The organism is Arthrobacter sp. HMSC06H05, assembly GCF_001807395.1.
In the GTDB taxonomy this organism is placed as follows: domain Bacteria; phylum Actinomycetota; class Actinomycetes; order Actinomycetales; family Micrococcaceae; genus Pseudoglutamicibacter; species Pseudoglutamicibacter albus.
The window spans coordinates 41457-60671 of record NZ_KV788968.1 but is presented as its reverse complement, the minus strand read 5'-3'; the positions used below and the strand labels follow the sequence as shown (position 1 = coordinate 60671).

Genomic DNA, 19215 nt, shown 5'->3' with positions numbered 1-19215 from the left:
CAGGCTATTAGAGTGCCAGAGTGGAACGTGAAGGGGTTTCCTGAAGAGTTGTAAGGTTCCTGAGGCTCTGGCAGGTAGTTGGCACGTAGTTTCCGGATGAGGCAGGAGGAGTTCAGGTGGTCCGCCCAGACAGCGATAAGCCGGTGAGCCGTGCAACCGCGCGCCGCGTGCATGTGCTGCGCGCAGTGGTTGACGATTACGTGAACTCACGCGAACCGGTCGGTTCTGCCGCACTCGTTGAACGGCATAACCTTGGAGTCTCGGCAGCCACGATTCGTAACGACATGGCGGTCTTGGAGGAGCAGGGACTCATCGAAGCACCCCATACCTCGGCCGGCCGTATCCCGACTGAGCAGGGCTACCGCTATTTCGTTGACCGTATCGAGGACATCAAGCCGCTTTCGGCGGCCGAACGTCGCGCGATCCACCAGCTACTTGAAGGCGCGGAGGAACTCGACGACGTTCTTGCGCGCACGGCACGCGCGCTGTCCGCATTGACCCAGCAAGTTGCGGTCATCCAGATCCCGAAGGTTTCTAACACGCGGATCCGGCACGTTGAGATCCTCACGATGGGGCCAGGCCAGGTTCTGGTCGTTGTGATCGCTAGCAACGGCGATGTGACCCAACGCATGGTGCCAGCACCGCACGAGGTCTCTGATGTGGACGTCGCTTTAGTGCGCGATCAGATTGCCGAGCACATCGTCGGGAAACCATTACACGCTGTAACCGGCGTGTTGACTTCGGTGTCTTCACCGCCACCTGGTGACCCAACTGGGTTCAACCTGCCGCGGCAGCTTCTGGACTTCGCCCACACCGTGGCCCGAGCGATCGCGTCCGCGTTGACAGCGCACCAGGTCGATAGGGTAGTGCTTTCTGGCACGGCGAATCTTGCCCGTTCGCAACAGGACTTCCGTAAAGATCTGACAGGTTTATTGGAAACCCTTGAAGAGCAAGTTGTCTTGTTGCGTCTGCTTTCAGAGATGGAAGCAGACGACGACCAGGTTGTGGTCCGTATCGGAAGCGAGAACACCCACGCGGAGCTCACGGACACCTCAGTTGTGGCCAGCAGTTATGGAGCTAATGGTTCCGCGATGCTCGGGGTACTCGGCCCTACCCGGATGGACTATTCAGGTTCGATGGGCGCAGTACGAGCGATCGCGCGTTACCTCAGCCGCATCCTGTCCAGCTAGAGGCACAAAGATTCATATACGACTCATTCAGCTAGCCCACTCAAACGACTAGACAACTAGACCAGCCAAGGAAAGCGACTTATTTACGTCATGGCTAACCACTACGAAACCCTGGGGGTATCCCAGGACGCTTCGGAAGAGGAAATCAAGCGCGCCTACCGCAAGCTTGCCCGTCAGCTCCACCCTGACTTGAACCCGGGTGAGGACACGCACGAGAAGTTCAAAGCGGTCACTCACGCTTATGAGGTGCTCTCTGATCCTGATAAGCGCCGCAATTACGATCGCACAGGCGATGAGAACGGCGCATCCGGTGGTTTCGGTGGCGGCGGATTCAGCGGATTCGGTGGCTTCGGGGATATTTTCGATGCGTTCTTCGGAGGCGGCGGTGGGGGTGGCCGCCCTCAACCGAAGTCACGGACTCAGCCGGGCCGTGACGGTCTAGTGCGGGTTCCGATCGATCTTGTCGATGCGGTTCAAGGTAAAGAGGTGACCATCACGGTTTCCACGGCTGTGGTGTGTTCGTTGTGCCACGGCTCCTGCACCGAAGGCAACACCGAGCCAGTCACGTGTGAAACATGCCACGGCTCCGGGCATATTCAGCGTCCGGTCCGCTCGATGCTCGGAGACGTCATGACTCTCTCCGAGTGCCCTGCATGTTCTGGTTTCGGTAGCCGTCTGGTCAAGCCGTGCCCCGAATGCAACGGTGAAGGTCGCGTCCGTGAGAAGACCGAGAAGACGATTAAGATCCCTGCGGGTGTCGACTCGGGTACGCGGATTCAGCTGCAAGGCGAGGGCGAAGCAGGTCCGGGTGGAGGCCCGAACGGTGACCTCTACCTTGAAATCAGCGTCCGTAACCACGCGACCTTCGAACGCGTCGGCAACGACCTTCACGCGGTCTTGTCGGTCCCGATGACTCAGGCGGCACTCGGCACCGAGGTCACGCTGGAGACGTTCGATGGTGACCAAGAGCTCGATATTCAACCTGGGACCCAGTCGGGCGAGACATTGACCTTGGCTGGCTTAGGTGTGCCGTCTTTGCGTGGCGGGCGCCGCGGGGATCTGCGAGTCACTGTCAACGTCGAGACCCCTAAGAATCTTGATGAGCAGCAGCGTGATCTTCTTGAACAACTTGCCCAAGCCCGAGACGAGCAGTTCACACGCGGCAAGCTCGCCCAGCGTGGCTTCATGAGTCGTCTACGCGAGAAGTTCCGGGGTTGACCGGTGTCGCTGAAATCGTTTATGGATCCCGCATCCACGCACTGGCAGCCAGGCGGTACGTATCAGCTGTGCGCCTCTGAGGCTCACCACGTGCGTGTCATGCGGTTTGAGCCGGGGGAGTCCATCCAGGTTGTGGATGGTTGCGGCCGGGCGGCGATCGTGACGCTGACCCGCGTGGATCCTGCAGGCGTGAGCGTTCTTGTCGACGAGGTCCACCAGGCGGCACCCGAGGTGAGGGTTGGCCTGATTCAGGCGCTATCGAAAAACGATCGTGACTTACAGGCCGTTGAAACCTGTGTCGAAATTGGTGCGGCATCCTTCATCCCCTGGCAGGCGGACCGCTCGATTGTCCGTTGGCGTGGGGAGCGTGCTCAGAAGGCCCACCAGAAGTGGGTCGATACGGCAGTGCGTGCCACTAAGCAGTCACGCCGAGCTGATCAGCCAGCAGTGGGTCCGATGGTCACCAGTAAACAGCTCGTCGACGCGGTTGCTCAGGCCAGCGAGCGCGGCGTGCTCGTTGCCGTGTGTCACGAGGAGGCCACACAGTATCTTGTCGACGTTCTGGCCACCAGGGCCAGCAGTCTTTCTCATCCACCTTCAACATCCACTCCGCCACCGGAATGGGATGTGGATGTGATGCTCGCGGTGGGTCCTGAAGGCGGAATCTCTCCAGCGGAAGTCGAGGCGCTCACTCATGCCGGCGCGGTTTTGGTTTCATTGGGGAGTAATATTCTGCGTGCTTCCACAGCGGGCGCGGTGGGCGCGGTGCTGACCCGCCATATTCTTGGCGATAAGACCTAGGTGATGTGTTCCTAGAGAACGCAGGCAGCGCGTCTTAGACTGAAGATAGATCCCGGTTGACCGGGATTCTGCCGAACTTCATATCTACCGAAGCGAGGATGAGCACGCACGTGCCCTTCACAGCAAAGAACAGCTCAGCCAAACCCTCTCATCATGGTGTTGCTGGGGACCCTGGCATCGCACACGCCCGCATCGATTTTGAATCCGATCAGGCAATGGTCGCCAGTCTTGGCCCTGCCGATACGCTTTTACGGATTGTCAGCGGGGTGTGGCCAGAAGTCACGTTGGCTCCCCGCGGCGATTCACTCGAATTGAGTGGACCGCTCGCTGGTGTTAAGGCTGTTCGGCGCGTCGTGGAGCAAGCTCGCGCCGCGGCGGCTGGTGGCAACGCCGTCACAGCCACGTTGGTTGAGCGCTGGATCATGGCAGAACGTCAGCTCGCGGCAGCCAACCCCGACCCTGCGGTGACTGGCGAGATTCTGCGCCACCGGGGCAAGAGCATCCGACCTAAGACGAATAATCAGGCGGCCTACGTCGAGGCGATGGACGCCCACACGATTACGTTTGGTGTGGGTCCAGCCGGTACAGGTAAAACGTATCTGGCGATGGCGCGGGCGGTTGCTGCCTTGCAGTCGGGCGAGGTTGACCGCATTATTCTGACCCGTCCCGCAGTCGAAGCCGGCGAGAACCTCGGCTTTCTGCCTGGCACGCTCTCTGACAAGATCGACCCTTACCTCAGGCCGCTCTATGACGCGCTGCACGACATGGTTGAGCACGAATCGATTCCGCGGTTGATCGCTGCCGGAACCATCGAGGTCGCCCCGTTGGCTTACATGCGTGGGCGCACGTTGAACAACGCGTTCGTGATCCTCGATGAAGCGCAGAACACGACCGCTGAGCAAATGAAGATGTTTCTGACTCGGCTTGGTTTCCGTTCGCATATTGTCGTCACCGGCGACATCACACAGATCGACCTTCCGGGTGGCAAAACATCCGGGCTCGGGATTGTGTTGGACATCCTCGATGGGATCGATGACATCGCTATCTGTGAGCTTTCAGCCGAAGACGTTGTGCGCCACCGCCTCGTGGGCAAGATTGTGGATGCATATCAGCGTTGGGACGAAGACCACCAGCGCATCAGCACCGGCAAACTCAAGCGTGCACGAGAGCCTCGAAGCAGTGGTGCCGAGCGCCGTAAAGCACCAGCAGCACAGTCCGCATCCGCATCTGCATCCGCAGGAGACTCTGAGTCAGCATGAGCGTCGAGATCCACAACGAGACCGAACACGAATGCGATCTCGAACAGCTCGGAACACTGGCCACTTTCCTCATGGATGAGCTCTATATCCACCCGGATGCCGAGCTGGGCGTGACCCTCATCGATGACGAAGCGATGGAACAGCTGCACATCGATTGGCTGGATCTGGCCGATACAACCGATGTTATGAGCTTTCCCATGGACGAGTTGCGGCCAGGTACCGTTCAGCATCCGAGCCCACCGGGTGTCATGGGCGATATCGTCATCAGCCCGACCGTAGCAGCTAAACAAGCGGAAGCCCAAGGGCACTCGACCCAAGATGAGATCTGTCTGTTGCTGACCCACGGATTCCTGCATCTGCTCGGTTTCGATCACGATGAGCCTGAGGCTAAAGCTGAAATGTTCGGTCTGCAGCGGGAATTGCTTGCGAAGTTTTTGAACCGCGAAGCACCTCAAGAAACTGAAACTAACTAACTCATGACTACCGTTGTCTTATTTCTCGCGGCCGGTGTTTTCTTCGCTCTGGCGTGGCTCTTGAGCACCGCGGAGGCCGCTTTCCTTGCGTTGTCCCGCCAAGCAGCTGAAGAGCTCACGGAACATCCACGCCGCAAACTTCTACCCAAGATCCTCGCGAAACCGACCCAACACACGTATGCGATCCGGTTCTGGAGAGTCTGGACCGAATCTTTGGCCGGCATCGCGTTGGCATGCGCGTTCTTCTTCGTGTTCGCACACCCGCTGGTGGCGGCTGGGCTTGCTGCATTAGTGACTGCGGTTCTGTCCATTCTTGTGGTTGGTTTCGCATCGCGTCAGTATGGGCAGCGCCATGCCGCAAAGACAGTACTTTATACGGCGTGGATCGTTCGGTTCTTGACCTGGCTGCTTGGCCCGGCTTCTTCGTGGCTGGTTGCGATGGCTACCCCTAAGGGCGCCCGCCCTGGGGCGACTTTCCTCACGGAGGAACATTTCCGTGACATGCTGGAGCGCGCATCGGAAACCCAACAGATCGATGATGCAGAAGCCGAACTGATTCACTCTGTTTTTGAACTCGATGACACGCTAGTCCGTAGCCTCATGGTTCCGCGCACAGACATGGTCACGATTTCGGCTGATTCCTCGGCAGAAGACGCGATCAGGCTGTTCATGCGTTCCGGTTGCTCCCGTGTTCCGGTGATCGGTGAAGACAGCGACGATGTTCGCGGCGTCGTTCACCTCAAAGACGTGATCGGGAACCTCTATTCGGATGAGCTGAATGCAACCAACGTGCTCGAGGTCGCTCGGCGTGCCCGTTTTGTACCTGATTCCAAGCACGTCAATGAGCTGTTGCAAGAGTTCCAGCGCGAATCCACGCACTTCGCGATTGTTGTGGATGAATACGGTGGCACCGCGGGGCTGATCACGCTTGAGGATCTTCTTGAAGAGCTCGTAGGCGAGATCGATGACGAATACGATTCGGATACACCTGACTACACGCAGCGCGAAGACGGAAGCTATGAGGTCGATGCCGGCTTCCAGATCGAACACCTAGGCGAACTTTTCGACCGCGAACTTCGCGATGAAGACGTCGATACGGTTGCCGGGTTGATGGGTAAGCTCATCGGCAAGGTCCCGATCGTCGGTTCCGTCGCTGAGATCGATGGGCTACGCATGGAGGTCAGAACCCTCGAGGGTCGCCGCAACCGTCCGGGCAAGATTATCGTCACGGAACTTGATCCACCTGTTGACAATGAAGCAGAAGACGATGGCGAAAGTGAATCTAATGCTGGTGCCACGACCATGCAACGCTATGAGCGGTTGCGAGGCGATCAATCGGGCGAGGACGGCACTCGCATGGATGACGCGGACGCTGGCTCAACAGATAGGCGCGTATCGGACCGTGACACACTAAGTGAAGAAGATGGGTCCGCTGGTAATGCTCAGCGGGCTTCGATGAGACGTGAAAGTGAGCAGGACTAATGCCTCCAGCACATGATTTCCGAGCTGGTTTCATTTCCCTTGTCGGGCGCCCTAACGCAGGGAAGTCCACTCTGACGAACGCTCTGGTGGGCCAAAAGATCGCGATCACCTCGAATAAGCCGCAAACAACCCGGCACACGATCCGTGGGGTTGTTCACCGCGAGAACTATCAGCTCATCTTGGTCGATACCCCCGGTATTCACCGCCCACGGACTTTGCTGGGGCATCGGCTCAATGACTTGGTTGAGAACACGTTGCGGGAAGTCGATGTCATAGGTTTCTGCACACCCGCAAATCAGGCGGTAGGGCCGGGGGACCGTTTCATCGTTGAACAGCTCGCTAAAGTTAAACGCACCCCGGTGATCGCGATCGTCACCAAGACTGACACAGTGGATAAAGCCCGCGTGGCTAACCACCTTCTAGAAGTCCAGGCGATGGGGGATGAACTCTTGCCTGGCGGGTTTAGAGCGATCGTTCCGGTTTCTGCACTCAAGGGTGAACAACTGGCAACCCTCGAAGACGTTATGGCTGAACACATGCCTGTCTCGCCGCCGCTGTATCCCGATGGGGACGTGACTGATCAGCCTGAACTCAAACTCGTCTCCGAGTTCATCCGCGAAGCCGCACTCGAGGGTGTCCGGGAAGAACTTCCGCATTCACTCACGGTCACCATCGAAGAGATGGCGCCGCGTGAGGACCGCCCGGAAGACAATCCACTCACCGATATCTACGCAACCTTATATGTTGAGCGTGATTCGCAGAAGGCGATCGTGATCGGTAAGCGCGGTTCGCGGCTACGGGATGTTGGGCAGCGTGCCCGACGATCCATCGAGGCGATGCTCGGAACTAAGGTCTACCTCGATATCCGCGTCAAGGTCGCTAAAGATTGGCAGCGCAATGCCCGCCACCTCGACCGTTTCGGTTTCTAACGCTCGGCTGAGGCGTAAGTCCACAGTTGCGTCATGAATGCACAAGCACCCCGGCCCGGGTGTTAGCTTTTAACCATGATCACGGTGCGCATGCTTCTTCTTGCTTGCCGCGACGAGATGCCACAGTTCTAAAGCCTTACTTACCCCCGCGCCAACGGCAGGTTGAAGGTAAACGTTTCGGCCGAGTCTCGTCGCGGAGTCTTTTGTTGCGGAGTTTTTCGCGCTCGGCCGTCGCACATTCGTCGTCTACAGGAGCTAAACCGTGAAGAATTTCCAGCAGCCATCTGGCATGCCAGTACACAAGTACGTCCCTTTTCATGAACAGATCACCGTTGATCTGCCTGACCGTACGTGGCCGGATCAGAAGATCACGAAGGCGCCGCGCTGGTGCGCGGTTGATCTGCGTGACGGTAACCAAGCACTCGTTGACCCGATGGACACCGACCGCAAGCTGAAACTGTTTCAGCTGTTGGTTGAGATGGGTTTCAAGGAGATCGAGGTGGGGTTCCCGGCCGCGTCCCAAACCGATTTCGACTTCGTACGCCACCTCATCGATAACGATCTGATCCCCGAAGACGTCACGATCCAGGTTCTGACCCAGTCGCGTGAGCACCTCATCGAGCGCACGTTCGAAGCCCTCGACGGCGTACACCGTGCGATCGTGCACCTATATAACTCGACATCGATCTTGCAGCGCCGCGTGGTGTTCCGTCAAGACGAGGACGGCATCGTCGATATCGCGTTGACCGGTGCCCGTCTGTGCAAGAAATACGAAGAGCAGATGTCCGGTGATACGGAGATCGTCTACGAGTACTCGCCGGAGTCCTACACGGGCACCGAGCTGGAGTTCGCTCGCCGGATCGTCGATGAGGTCGTCGAGGAGTTCGGTGCAACCCCGCAGAATCCGATCATCGTCAATCTGCCTGCAACGGTAGAGATGGCGACTCCGAACGTGTATGCCGATTCGATCGAGTGGATGCACCGCAACCTCAAGAACCGTGAGTCCATCATCCTCTCGCTGCACCCGCACAATGACCGCGGAACCGGTGTTGCTGCCGCGGAGCTTGGCTACATGGCTGGTGCCGACCGCATCGAAGGTTGCTTGTTCGGCAACGGTGAGCGCACCGGTAACGTGGACCTGGTTGCGCTGGGTATGAACATGTTCAGCCAGGGTGTGGACCCTGAGATCGATTTCTCTGACATGGATAAGATCCGCCGCACCGTCGAATACGCTAACCAGATGCCGATCCCTGAGCGTGTCCCGTGGGGTGGCGATTTGGTCTTCACCGCGTTCTCTGGATCGCACCAAGACGCGATCAAGAAGGGCTTCGAGGCGATGGAGGCCGACGCCGCGGCAGCTGGCAAGACCGTGGACGATATGGTGTGGGCTGTCCCTTACCTGCCGATCGATCCACGCGATGTTGGCCGAACCTACGAGGCTGTGATCCGTGTGAATTCGCAGTCCGGCAAGGGCGGGGTCGCCTACCTGTTGAAGGCGGATTACGGTTTGAATCTGCCGCGCCGTCACCAGGTTGAGTTCTCCCAGGTGGTGCAGAAGCACACCGAAACCTCCGGCACCGAAGTCACCTCGGAGCAGTTGTGGCAGGTCTTCAACGACGAGTATCTGCCCGCCAAGCAGGACGATTCGCAGTGGGGTTATTTCCGTCTGCTCAATGTTGAGAGCACCCACGAACCAAACGATTCAGTCAAGCTCACCGCGACCATGAAGATCGACGGTGTCGAGCGTGTACGCAGCGCTTCCGGTAACGGTCCGATCGACGCGCTCGTGAACCTGTTGAACTCCGAGGGTGTTGACGTGCGTGTCTTGGATTACACCGAGCACGCCCTCGAGGCCGGCGGTGCGGCGCGAGCTGCCGCCTACATCGAGGCAGCAGTCGATGACCGCGTCTTGTGGGGCGTTGGCATCCACACCAACACGACGCTTGCTGGCTTGAACGCTGTGATCTCGGCAGTCAACCGTGCGATCCGTGACCGTCAAGCGGCAGGCACCGCTGCTTCCTAAACCCTCGCACCGATTCCGGTAGCAGGCATTGTTGTGGGTGGGGCGAGCGCATCAACGCACGCCCCACCCACGTCTGTCTACGGCATAGGTCTATAGGCTGTAAGCATGGCCCGTGGTTCAACTTTCTCTGCGCGTTCTTATAAGGACCTCGCTATCGTGTTGCGCCACTATAAGCTCGCTGAAGCGGACCGGATCGTGGTGTTGCTGACGCAATCGCACGGGCAGGTGCGGGCGGTCGCGAAGGGTGTACGCCGGACCTCGTCCCGGTTCGGTGCGGTTTTGGAGCCGGGCATGGTGATCGATGTGCAGCTTGTTCAAGGCAGGAACCTGGATACCGTAACCCAGGCGCAGATCGTGGAGCCGTATGGCGCTACGTTGAGTGCGGACTATGTCCTCTATAGTTGCGCCGCGGTCATGGTTGAAGTTGCTGAGAAGCTCACTCGTGATGACGCCGATTCCACGCATGTCCAGTTCACGTTGCTCTACGGTGCATTGAATGCTTTAGCCACGCGGCAGCAGCACCCTTTCGCTGTGCTTGATTCGTACGTTTTACGTTCTCTTGCGGTTGCCGGCTGGGCGGCCTCGTTCGCTGAATGTGTCCGATGCGGCGCGCCAGGTCCGCATCGTAGCCTCAACGTCCCGCTGGGTGGCGCTGTATGCCCCGACTGTCGGCCTGCGGGTTCCCGTAGCCCAACGCCGGAAGTTATGGATCTGTTGGATGCTTTGAACACGGGGGAGTGGGAACGGGTTCAGCGCGCTGATCACGTGACGATGCGGCAGGCCGGTGAGATCGTGACACAATATGTGCAGTGGCACCTCGAACGCTCAGTTAGGTCGTTGAGTGTGCTTGATCGCGCGCAGGATGTTTGAATCGGAGGTTTGCGCTCATAGTGGCTGATGTTTCCGCTTCAGTTCCAGCACCAGGCCAAGGGGCTGTCCGCTTCATGCCGGACTATAAGAGGTCTTTGTTGCCTCACCATGTTGGCATCGTGATGGATGGCAATGGGCGATGGGCGAATCAGCGGGGCCTTCCCCGTACCGAAGGGCACCGGGCGGGGGAGCAGGCGCTACTCGATGTTGTCGCAGGAGCCATCGAGGCTGGCATTAAGCATGTTTCGGTGTATGCGTTCTCCACGGAGAACTGGAAGCGTAGCCCGGACGAGGTCCGCTTCTTGATGGGTTTCTCACGCGATGTTTTGCGGCGCCAGCGTGACACGTTGAACGAGTGGGGTGTGCGTGTTCGTTGGTCTGGTGAGCGTGGTCGGTTGTGGAAGTCAGTCATCTCTGAGTTGAGGACTGCCGAGCAGATGACGCGGAATAACACCGTCATGGACCTGGTGATGTGCGTCAATTACGGCGGCCGTTCGGAGATCATGCGTGCCGTGCGCGAGATCGCCTCCGCTGTTGCCTCCGGTGCGCTGTCTGAGCGGGGTGTCACTGAGAAAGCGTTGAACGCACGGATGTATCAGCCGGATCTTCCTGATGTGGATCTGTTTTTGCGCACCTCGGGCGAGCACCGGATTTCGAATTTTCTTCTATGGCAGTCGGCGTATGCGGAACTGGTTTTCTTGGATACGTTGTGGCCGGATATGAGCCGTGAAGTGTTCTGGGACGCGTTGGGCCAGTATGTTTCGCGGGATCGCCGTTTCGGTGGCGCGGTGAATAAGCCGGTGTCGTTAGGTTCCCAGCCTGGTTCGTCCCCTGCTATAAACGGCGAGGTTTAGCCCATGCACTATGGGCACTGTATTGGTCTGGAACGTTGTACTGATCAGGAAGTTGCTTGATGCGTTTTTACCCTACGTTTTTTAAGCTTGCGTTTTCTCGCATGGATGCGGAGAAAGCTCACCACCTCGGTTTTTCGATGATCCGCTTGGTCGAAAAATGCGGCCTTGGCGCGGTTTTGCGTCGCTTGACGCGCCCGTCGACTCCCGTGCGGGCAATGGGCTTGACCTTCCCTTCAGCTTTCGGGCTAGCGGCCGGTTTCGATAAGCACGGCGAGGGAACCACTGCGCTGACTAACCTGGGGTTCGGCCACATCGAGGTGGGTACGGTCACAGGGCAGGCTCAGGATGGAAACCCTCAGCCTCGCTTGTTCCGTCTGGTTGAGGACAAGGCGATTATCAACCGGATGGGTTTCAATAACGAGGGTGCTGCAGCGATCGCTCCACGTTTGGCCCGCACGCGGGAGGTTTTGAACCGCCGCGCCGGTATCCGCCCGATCATCGGCGTGAACATCGGTAAAACCAAAGTGGTTGAGCTTGAGAACGCTGTTGATGATTACCGGCTTTCGGCCCGCACTCTGGCGCCGTACGCGGATTACATGGTCGTGAACGTTTCTTCGCCGAACACACCGGGCTTGCGGATGCTGCAGGATATTGAGGCGTTACGTCCGCTGCTAGCGGCCGTTCGCGAGGAAGCCGATGCGGCGGTTACCGACCGCCGTGTTCCGTTGGCGGTGAAGATCGCCCCGGATCTTGCTGATGAGGATGTCCGCGATGTTGCCCGCTTGGCTCAAGATGTGGGGCTCGATGCGGTGATTGCTACCAACACCACGATCAAGCGGGAGCCACTTTCAACACCGACGAATGAGGTCGTTGCCCTGGGTGCTGGCGGTTTGTCGGGCCAGCCTCTGCGGGAACGTTCGATCGAGGTGCTAGAGATACTGCGTGAGGCACTCGCAGAAGAGATCGCGATCATCTCCGTTGGCGGTGTCACTACCGGCGAGGACGTGATTGAACGCATCGAAGCAGGCGCTGATCTAGTCCAGGGCTATACCGCTTTCTTGTATGAAGGTCCGTTCTGGGTCCACCGCATCAACCGTGCACTCAAGAAAGCCTATAAACGCAAGGCTGCTTAGCGGCCAACGCCTCACTTACTGCACGGTAGCTTCCCTTAAACACGGTTCGGGACCCTGTCAGGGTCCCGAACCGTTGTGTATTGAGCATTAGACCGCGGTGCTAGCACCGGCGGATTATCACTCAGGGTATTCGCCGCGCTTATTCTGTGGTTTTGGTTGGCGCATCGGGCGGAACTGCAGCGCACGCATGAATGCGTACCACATCGTTCCCTTCTCGACCTCACCGAATTTCAACAACAAACGCTTCTTGAGCTGGCGGCTTGCCCAGATGCCATCCACAATCACGATGAACAGGTAGATCCACATGATGAAGACCATGTTCGCCTGCGCCTCGGGAGGCAGGATCGAGGACATTAGAAGCGAAGTGACCAGGAAGAGCACCACAACGATGAGCAGGGTCTCACCGATGGATGTTCGGGCGTCGATGAATTCACGGGCGTAGCGGCGCTGTGGCCCCTTGTCGCGGGCGAGCAGGTAGCGTTCATCCCCGGTACGCATCCCTTCACGGATACGCGCGGCCTCAGCGGCGCGGCGCTCACGCTGACGCTGCTTCGCAACAGCAGGGGAGCCACCTACCAAAGGGCGGCGGTTCTTTGCTTCCTGTTCACGGCGTGAAGGGGTGGGGCCCTTCTTAGCGCTAGGGGAGCGGCCCTTGTCTTCTTCCACTACAGGCTCGGGGGCATTCGTTTGAGCTTTGCCCGCCCGTTCATTCTTTTTACGACCAAACACGGCCCCAATCCTATCGGCCTTTGGCTCAATTACCGAACACGCGACGTGTTATTGGCCTTGGTCACCGTATTAGTGTTGGTTCTATGACTGAAACAAACGAACCCTTTTCCGTTGTCTCACCTGATGTGGTCGATCAGCTGCGTTCAGCAGTTGATGGCCAACGTGAACAGCTCATCAAAGAGCTGAGCGCACTCGTTGAGATCCCTTCGGTCGCGTGGGATGATCTTGCCCCGCAACCGGTGATCGATTCCGCGGAAGCGGTGGCTGAGCTGTTCCGTTCAGCTGGCCTCGAAGACGTCCGTATTCTCTCCGCTGCTCGCCCTGATGGGGCGCAGGGCCGCCCGGCTATCATCGCGCGTCGCAAAGCAGCAGACGGTATGCCTACCGTGCTCATGTACGCCCACCACGACGTACAGCCCACCGGGGACGTGGAGCTATGGAACACGGACCCGTGGAAAGCCACTGAGGTCAATGGGCGCCTGTATGGCCGCGGCACGGCCGACGATAAAGCAGGCATCATGGTCCACCTTGGAGCGCTACGCGCTATCGACCAGGTAGCAGCCGCGACCGGGCTTGGCTTGACATATTTCATCGAAGGTGAAGAGGAAGTCGGTTCGCCATCGTTCGCTAACTTCCTGCAAGAGAATCGCGATGCGCTGGCAGCTGAGGTCATCATTGTTGCTGATTCGAGCAACTGGAAGGTCGGCCAGCCTGCCTTGACCACGTCGCTACGTGGCCTCACGGCAGGAGAGTTCGAGGTTCGGGTACTTGAGCACGCTGTTCACTCAGGTGTCTTTGGGGGCCCCGTTCTGGACGCCCCGACGATCGCGGCACGCTTGGTCGCAACCCTCCACAACGAGAACGGTGACGTGGCAGTTGAGGGGCTGGCCGTCGCCTCGACTGCCGAGATCGACTATGACGAGGCTGATTTCCGAGCCGATGCCAACGTAGTTGAGGGCTTACGTTTGGCAGGCACCGGTTCGATCGCGGATCGTTTGTGGCGCAAGCCAGCCATTTCGCTCATCGGTATGGACATCACCAACGTGTCGCTGTCTTCCAATACGATCATCCCGATGGTGCGGGGCAAAGTTTCAGTGCGTCTAGCACCGGGCCAGGACCCGGCGTTGGCGGCGAAAGCTATGGAAGAGCACTTTGCGAATCAAGACATCTTCGGTGCCGAGATTAGCTATAAGACCACGGAGGTTGGCCCGTCCTTCGCGACCGATACCTCCTCGCCGGCTGCTCAGGCGAAGATGTGGGCCCTTGAGCAAGCATGGAACGTCAAGCCAGTGGAAATGGGGCTTGGAGGCTCGATCCCATTCATCGGCGACCTCCAGGCGGTCTTCCCAGACGCCGAGATTCTCGTCACCGGTATTGAAGACCCGGATACCCGAGCACATTCGGCCAACGAATCGCTACATATTGAAGACTTCTTCAAGGCAACACTTTCGGAAGCTCTATTGCTTACGCATCTGGCCACTGAAGCGGCCAACAGCTAAGGTCCTCGGACTACACTAGAGACAAAACAAGGTTTTCCGATGGCAATAGAAATATCGCCTTCGATGACCGCAACAAGGCACACAGCATGCTGGATATCCGGCGTGCTGGGTATGGAGGTTTCTCATGACAACAGCTGCAGAGACTGCAAGCCATGAAGTCACTTTGACTGATGGTGCTGCCACTAAGGTTCGTGAACTGCTTCAGCAGGAAGGCCGCGATGATCTTCGACTACGGGTCGCTGTACAACCCGGCGGTTGTTCGGGTCTGATCTACCAGCTGTACTTCGACGAGCGTGTCCTCGACGGCGACGCCATCCGTGATTTCGATGGTGTCGAGCTGATCGTGGATCAGATGTCGGCTCCGTATCTTGCGGGATCGACCGTAGATTTCGAGGATTCCATCGAGAAGGTCGGCTTCACGATTGATAACCCGAACGCTGCGGGTTCATGCGCCTGCGGCGACTCGTTCCACTGACCAACATTAAGTGCATTCGGCGCGCCAACTGTGCGTCAGAGCGCAAAGAACGGTACTCTCTAAGGAGAGTAGGTGTGCCAGTTTCTCCACCGGCCGCCGCTTACCATCACGTCATCCGCATACACTCAAGAGGAAGGGCCGTCTGTGAGTTCGCAAGTTCGGACCAGCGGTCGCGTCAAGACCAAGGTCTTCGGCGGGATCCTTGCCGTTGGGGCACTAGCCCTCGCGGGATGCACCCCCGTGTCCAAGAATGGCTTCCTGCCCCTGGAAGATCTGGACACGACCAACCACACTCGCTCACTCGCGGAGCTGTGGAATCACTCCTGGATCGCCTCGTTGGTAATCGGTTTGATTACCTGGGGCTTGGCTCTGTGGTGCATCGTTGCCTACCGCCGCCGCAAGGGCGATACCGGTTATCCAAAGCAGCTGAGCTACTCGCTGCCACTCGAGGTCTTCTACACGGCGGTCCCGATCGCCATTATCATGACCTTCTTTACTTTCACCCACCGCACGCAGCAGAAGGTTGACACCCCAGTTGACTCTCCGCTGACCGTTAACGTCTACGGCAAGCAGTGGGCTTGGGACTTCAACTACGACTACGAAGGCGATCAGCGCTACGAGGTTACGACCCAGGTGCACGAGCCGGGCAAGGTCGTTGACGAGTCCAAGCTCCCGACGCTCTACCTCCCAGTTAACGTTCCGGTTCACTTCAAGTTGAACTCGCGTGACGTGATCCACTCGTTCTGGATTCCTGCATTCCTTCAGAAGATGGACATGATCCCAGGTAAGCAGAACCACATGTGGCTCACCCCGCAGAAGGAAGGCACCTACGCAGGTAAGTGTGCTGAGCTTTGCGGTGAATACCACTCCGAGATGATCTTCCAGGTCAAGGTTGTCTCCGAGGAAGAATTCAAGAACCAGCTCGCGAAGATGGAGAAGGGTAGCTTGAAGGAGGAGTACAACCGTCTTGAGGTTACTCCGACTAACGATCCTTCCTACCATCGTCTGACTGGCGAAGAAGAGCCAAGCCGAGAAGGGAAGTGATGACTCGTGGCAACTTTTGAATACTCGTCCAACGAGTCTCGCACCGTAAGTCAGCCGGTGGTGCCTAAGTCCAAGGGCCGCATCATCGTCGACTGGATTACGACGACTGACCACAAGAAGATCGGTTACCTTTACCTGATCTCCGCGTTTATTTTCTTCTGCATCGCCGGTGTCATGGCGTTGCTGATCCGTGCAGAGCTCTTCGAGCCAGGTATGCAGATCCTGCACACCAAGGAGCAGTACAACCAGCTGTTCACGATGCACGGTACCTTGATGTTGCTGATGTTTGGTACGCCGCTGTTCGCTGGCTTCGCCAACGTCCTCATGCCAGTACAGATTGGTGCACCGGATGTGGCCTTCCCACGTCTGAACGCGCTGGCTTTCTGGTTCTTCCTGTTCGGCTCGCTCATCGCGATGTCTGGCTACATCACCCCTCAGGGTGCAGCATCCTTCGGTTGGTTCGGTTACGCCCCACTTGCTTCCTCGACCTTCAGCCCTGGTTTGGGCGCTGACCTCTGGGTCTTCGGTCTGGCACTTCAGGGTTTCGGTACCATCTTCGGTGCGGTGAACTTCATCACCACGATCATCACCTTGCGTGCACCGGGTATGACCATGTGGCGTATGTCCATCTTCTCCTGGAACACGCTGATTACCTCGATGCTGATCCTCATGGCGTTCCCACCGTTCGCAGCAGCACTGTTCGCCCTCGGCGCTGACCGCCGCTTGGGTGCCCAGATCTTCGATGCCTCCAATGGTGGCCCGGTTCTCTGGCAGCACCTGTTCTGGTTCTTCGGTCACCCAGAGGTCTACATTCTCGCGCTGCCGTTCTTCGGTGTTGTGTCTGAGATCTTCCCGGTCTTCTCCCGTAAGCCGATCTTCGGTTACAAGGGCCTCGTCTTTGCAACCATCGCGATTGCTGCCCTCTCGGTTGCGGTCTGGGCGCACCACATGTACGTGACTGGCTCCGTCATGCTTCCGTTCTTCGGTTTCATGACCATGCTGATCGCGGTACCAACCGGTGTGAAGTTCTTCAACTGGCTCGGCACTCTATGGCGAGGATCCATCACGTTTGAGACTCCAATGATCTGGAGCCTCGGCTTCCTCACGACCTTCCTCTTCGGTGGTCTGACCGGTATTACGTTGTCTTCGGCACCGCTGGACTTCCACGTTTCCGATACCTACTTCGTTGTGGCTCACTTCCACTACGTGATCTTCGGTACCGTCGTGTTCGCGATGTTCGCAGGCTTCTACTTCTGGTGGCCAAAGTGGACCGGCAAGATGCTCAACGAGCGCCTCGGCAAGATCCACTTCTGGCTCGTGTTCATCGGTTTCCACCTGACCTTCCTGGTTCAGCACTGGCTCGGCGTCATGGGTATGCCACGTCGCTACGCTGACTACCTGCATTCCGATGGCTTCACCGCCATGAACCAGGTATCCACGGTTGGTTCCATGATCCTCGCGATCTCGATGATTCCGTTCTTCTTGAACGTATTCATCACCCACCGCAACGGCCGCCGCGTACAGGTTGATGACCCGTGGGGCTTTGGCGCCTCGCTCGAGTGGGCAACGCCTTGCCCACTGCCACGTCACAACTTCTACTCGCTGCCACGTATCCGTTCCGAGCGTCCGGCACTGGACCTGCACCACCCAGAACTCGCTTCGGGTCGTGTAACGCCAACTGGCCCAGTGGCATCGGTCTTCGGTCCGGCTGACCAGGGAGATAAGTGATTAAGTTATGAAAATTAGTGGTTACTTTTTCTTAGCTGGTGTTCTGTTCTTCATTCCGATTGGAATCGTCTACGGTTTCATGACGAGCTTCGAGGAGTGGGTAGGTTTCCCAGCACTGGTATTGCTTGGTCTGATGACCGGCATGATCGGCTACTACTTCAACAAGCACGCTAAGCTGTCCGACAACCTGCCGGAGGATGACACTGAGGGTGAGATCGCTGAGCGCGCTGGCATCTACGGTCAGTTCACTCCGTGGTCCTGGTGGCCACTGATGCTCGGGGCTGGCGTAGCCATCGGCTTCGCAGGCCTGGCCATCGGCTGGTGGGTTTTCTACCTCGGCCTAGGTGCTGTAGCAGTCGGCGTCCTCGGTTGGGCGTTCGAACTCAACCGAGGCTCCTACCGCCACTAAATACCAGCTGACATAGTTTGAAGGGGCTTCCGCACCACGGTGCGGAAGCCCCTTCAAACATTTAACGATCGAAAGTATCTTGTTGCCGATATAGTTGAAACGTAAGCCCTCGTCGTTTCTCATCTTCACGTGTCAGACCTTCCGCGGCAGGACGTTCAATGAAGAACTTGTCAATCAGCACCGAGAGCACTCACGACAATCCGGCAACACAGGAAGCTTCACCAACGCAAGAACCACCGCCAACACAAGAACTACCGGCATCCTCAAAGCCGTTGGCAACTCCCACAGAGCAGGCCGTCACCAATACGGACCTCATCCTGCAAGGACTCGTAGACGCTTGGAAACATCACCCGATGGGAGCGCAAGGGCCAGCCTCCCGGGGGCAACGCAGCAGGGAATCCTATAAACGTTCAGACGGCCTCACAGAGGCTTTGCGTGGCGTTCTGCTGCAGATACCGCCAGGAACGCGTTTACCGGGGGAGAGGCCCCTAGCTGAGGCTTTAGAGGTATCCCGTACGACGCTGAGGAATGCTGTCGAAACACTAGCCAGGGAAGGTTATGTTCGCGTTCAGCCGGGCAGGGGGACACGTTCAGCCCGGCCAACCTCCACGCCGCCCACGTATGGGCTACGCACCTTCGCTGAGGAGATGCGTTTACGGCACCGCACCCCAAGCGTTCGCTTGATCCGTCACGAGGTTGTGAAGGCGACGAATCTTCTTGCGCGAGAGCTTCGTCTTGAGCGGGGTGAGGAGATCCTGTACCTGCAGCGGCTGCACAGCGCCGATAGCGCACCTGTCGCGGTTGAAGAGATGTACGTTGCGTTGCGGCGCACTGCGGGCCTCTTAGAAGGGCCTCCCAGCGCTCGGATAGAGAAGCATCTGGATGAGCGTTGCGGCGTGTCGTTGAATCGTTCACTCGAACAGATCGAGGCTGTCACAGCCACATTGATGCAGGAGCGAATGTTGAATCTGAGTTCCGGTGCAGCGCTTCTCCAAATTGTGCGGCACCAGTTCGCCGGAGATGAGGTAGTGGTCTTTAGCGGTACGTTCTATAGGCCTGAGGCTTTCCCGATCAGGCTTGATCTCAGGCGCCAGTAGAG

At 58.1% G+C, this 19215-nt stretch carries 18 protein-coding genes; 17 read left to right on the top strand and 1 reads right to left on the bottom strand.

The window, feature by feature from the left end:
• The first annotated feature begins 143 nt into the window (after positions 1–143).
• From hrcA to HMPREF3160_RS00905, 11 genes are all read left to right on the top strand, one after another.
• Positions 144–1190 carry a heat-inducible transcriptional repressor HrcA gene (gene hrcA / locus HMPREF3160_RS00955; protein WP_035755370.1) on the top strand — a complete coding sequence of 349 codons (1047 nt, stop codon included), beginning with the start codon at positions 144–146 and terminating at the stop codon, positions 1188–1190.
• A 90-nt stretch (positions 1191–1280) separates the two neighbouring features.
• Positions 1281–2408 (top strand): molecular chaperone DnaJ, encoded by a 1128-nt coding sequence (gene dnaJ / locus HMPREF3160_RS00950; protein WP_070506533.1) that lies wholly within the window; start codon positions 1281–1283, stop codon positions 2406–2408.
• A 21-nt stretch (positions 2409–2429) separates the two neighbouring features.
• Positions 2430–3209, top strand: coding sequence for a 16S rRNA (uracil(1498)-N(3))-methyltransferase (locus HMPREF3160_RS00945; protein WP_070506530.1), 780 nt, complete (start codon positions 2430–2432; stop codon positions 3207–3209).
• Between the two features lie 98 nt (positions 3210–3307).
• On the top strand, positions 3308–4468 hold the full coding sequence (locus HMPREF3160_RS00940) for a PhoH family protein (protein WP_083285226.1): 1161 nt from the start codon (positions 3308–3310) through the stop codon (positions 4466–4468).
• Complete coding sequence (gene ybeY, locus HMPREF3160_RS00935) at positions 4465–4941, top strand: rRNA maturation RNase YbeY (protein WP_035755217.1); 477 nt, start codon at positions 4465–4467, stop codon at positions 4939–4941. The genes HMPREF3160_RS00940 and ybeY overlap by 4 nt, the downstream gene beginning before the upstream one ends.
• A gap of 3 nt (positions 4942–4944) precedes the next feature.
• Positions 4945–6423: a hemolysin family protein gene (locus HMPREF3160_RS00930; RefSeq protein WP_070506525.1), complete on the top strand. Its 1479-nt coding sequence runs from the start codon at positions 4945–4947 to the stop codon at positions 6421–6423.
• Complete coding sequence (gene era, locus HMPREF3160_RS00925; protein WP_070506523.1) at positions 6423–7352, top strand: GTPase Era; 930 nt, start codon at positions 6423–6425, stop codon at positions 7350–7352. Before HMPREF3160_RS00930 ends, era begins: the two co-directional genes overlap by 1 nt.
• Before the next feature lie 262 nt (positions 7353–7614).
• A complete protein-coding gene (gene leuA, locus HMPREF3160_RS00920; protein WP_035755220.1) occupies positions 7615–9375 on the top strand; it encodes a 2-isopropylmalate synthase in 1761 nt (586 codons plus the stop codon).
• Between the two features lie 105 nt (positions 9376–9480).
• A complete protein-coding gene (gene recO / locus HMPREF3160_RS00915; protein ID WP_070506520.1) occupies positions 9481–10245 on the top strand; it encodes a DNA repair protein RecO in 765 nt (254 codons plus the stop codon).
• A gap of 20 nt (positions 10246–10265) precedes the next feature.
• On the top strand, positions 10266–11099 hold the full coding sequence (locus tag HMPREF3160_RS00910) for an isoprenyl transferase (RefSeq protein ID WP_256173735.1): 834 nt from the start codon (positions 10266–10268) through the stop codon (positions 11097–11099).
• Positions 11100–11158: 59 nt separating this feature from the next.
• The gene (locus tag HMPREF3160_RS00905) at positions 11159–12232 is read left to right on the top strand and encodes a quinone-dependent dihydroorotate dehydrogenase (RefSeq protein WP_070506518.1); all 1074 of its coding nucleotides are present in this window, start codon (positions 11159–11161) and stop codon (positions 12230–12232) included.
• 117 nt (positions 12233–12349) lie between these two features.
• Here the strand turns inward: HMPREF3160_RS00905 and HMPREF3160_RS00900 are convergent, their stop codons facing one another.
• Positions 12350–12961 (bottom strand): DUF3043 domain-containing protein, encoded by a 612-nt coding sequence (locus tag HMPREF3160_RS00900; protein ID WP_035755227.1) that lies wholly within the window; start codon positions 12959–12961, stop codon positions 12350–12352.
• Positions 12962–13044: 83 nt separating this feature from the next.
• Between HMPREF3160_RS00900 and HMPREF3160_RS00895 the strand changes: the two genes are divergently transcribed.
• The 6 genes from HMPREF3160_RS00895 to HMPREF3160_RS09515 all read left to right on the top strand — a co-directional run bounded on the left by HMPREF3160_RS00895 (position 13045) and on the right by HMPREF3160_RS09515 (position 19213).
• The gene (locus HMPREF3160_RS00895) at positions 13045–14460 is read left to right on the top strand and encodes a dipeptidase (protein WP_070506515.1); all 1416 of its coding nucleotides are present in this window, start codon (positions 13045–13047) and stop codon (positions 14458–14460) included.
• A gap of 124 nt (positions 14461–14584) precedes the next feature.
• A complete protein-coding gene (erpA, locus tag HMPREF3160_RS00890; RefSeq protein ID WP_035755232.1) occupies positions 14585–14935 on the top strand; it encodes an iron-sulfur cluster insertion protein ErpA in 351 nt (116 codons plus the stop codon).
• Positions 14936–15079: 144 nt separating this feature from the next.
• On the top strand, positions 15080–15979 hold the full coding sequence (gene coxB, locus HMPREF3160_RS00885; RefSeq protein ID WP_070492135.1) for an aa3-type cytochrome oxidase subunit II: 900 nt from the start codon (positions 15080–15082) through the stop codon (positions 15977–15979).
• Between the two features lie 6 nt (positions 15980–15985).
• Entirely contained in the window at positions 15986–17707 is a 1722-nt protein-coding gene (ctaD, locus tag HMPREF3160_RS00880; protein ID WP_035755233.1) for an aa3-type cytochrome oxidase subunit I, read from the top strand.
• Positions 17708–17714: 7 nt separating this feature from the next.
• A complete protein-coding gene (locus tag HMPREF3160_RS00875; RefSeq protein WP_035755235.1) occupies positions 17715–18116 on the top strand; it encodes a cytochrome c oxidase subunit 4 in 402 nt (133 codons plus the stop codon).
• A 158-nt stretch (positions 18117–18274) separates the two neighbouring features.
• The gene (locus HMPREF3160_RS09515) at positions 18275–19213 is read left to right on the top strand and encodes a GntR family transcriptional regulator (RefSeq protein WP_083285222.1); all 939 of its coding nucleotides are present in this window, start codon (positions 18275–18277) and stop codon (positions 19211–19213) included.
• Positions 19214–19215: the final 2 nt, after the last annotated feature.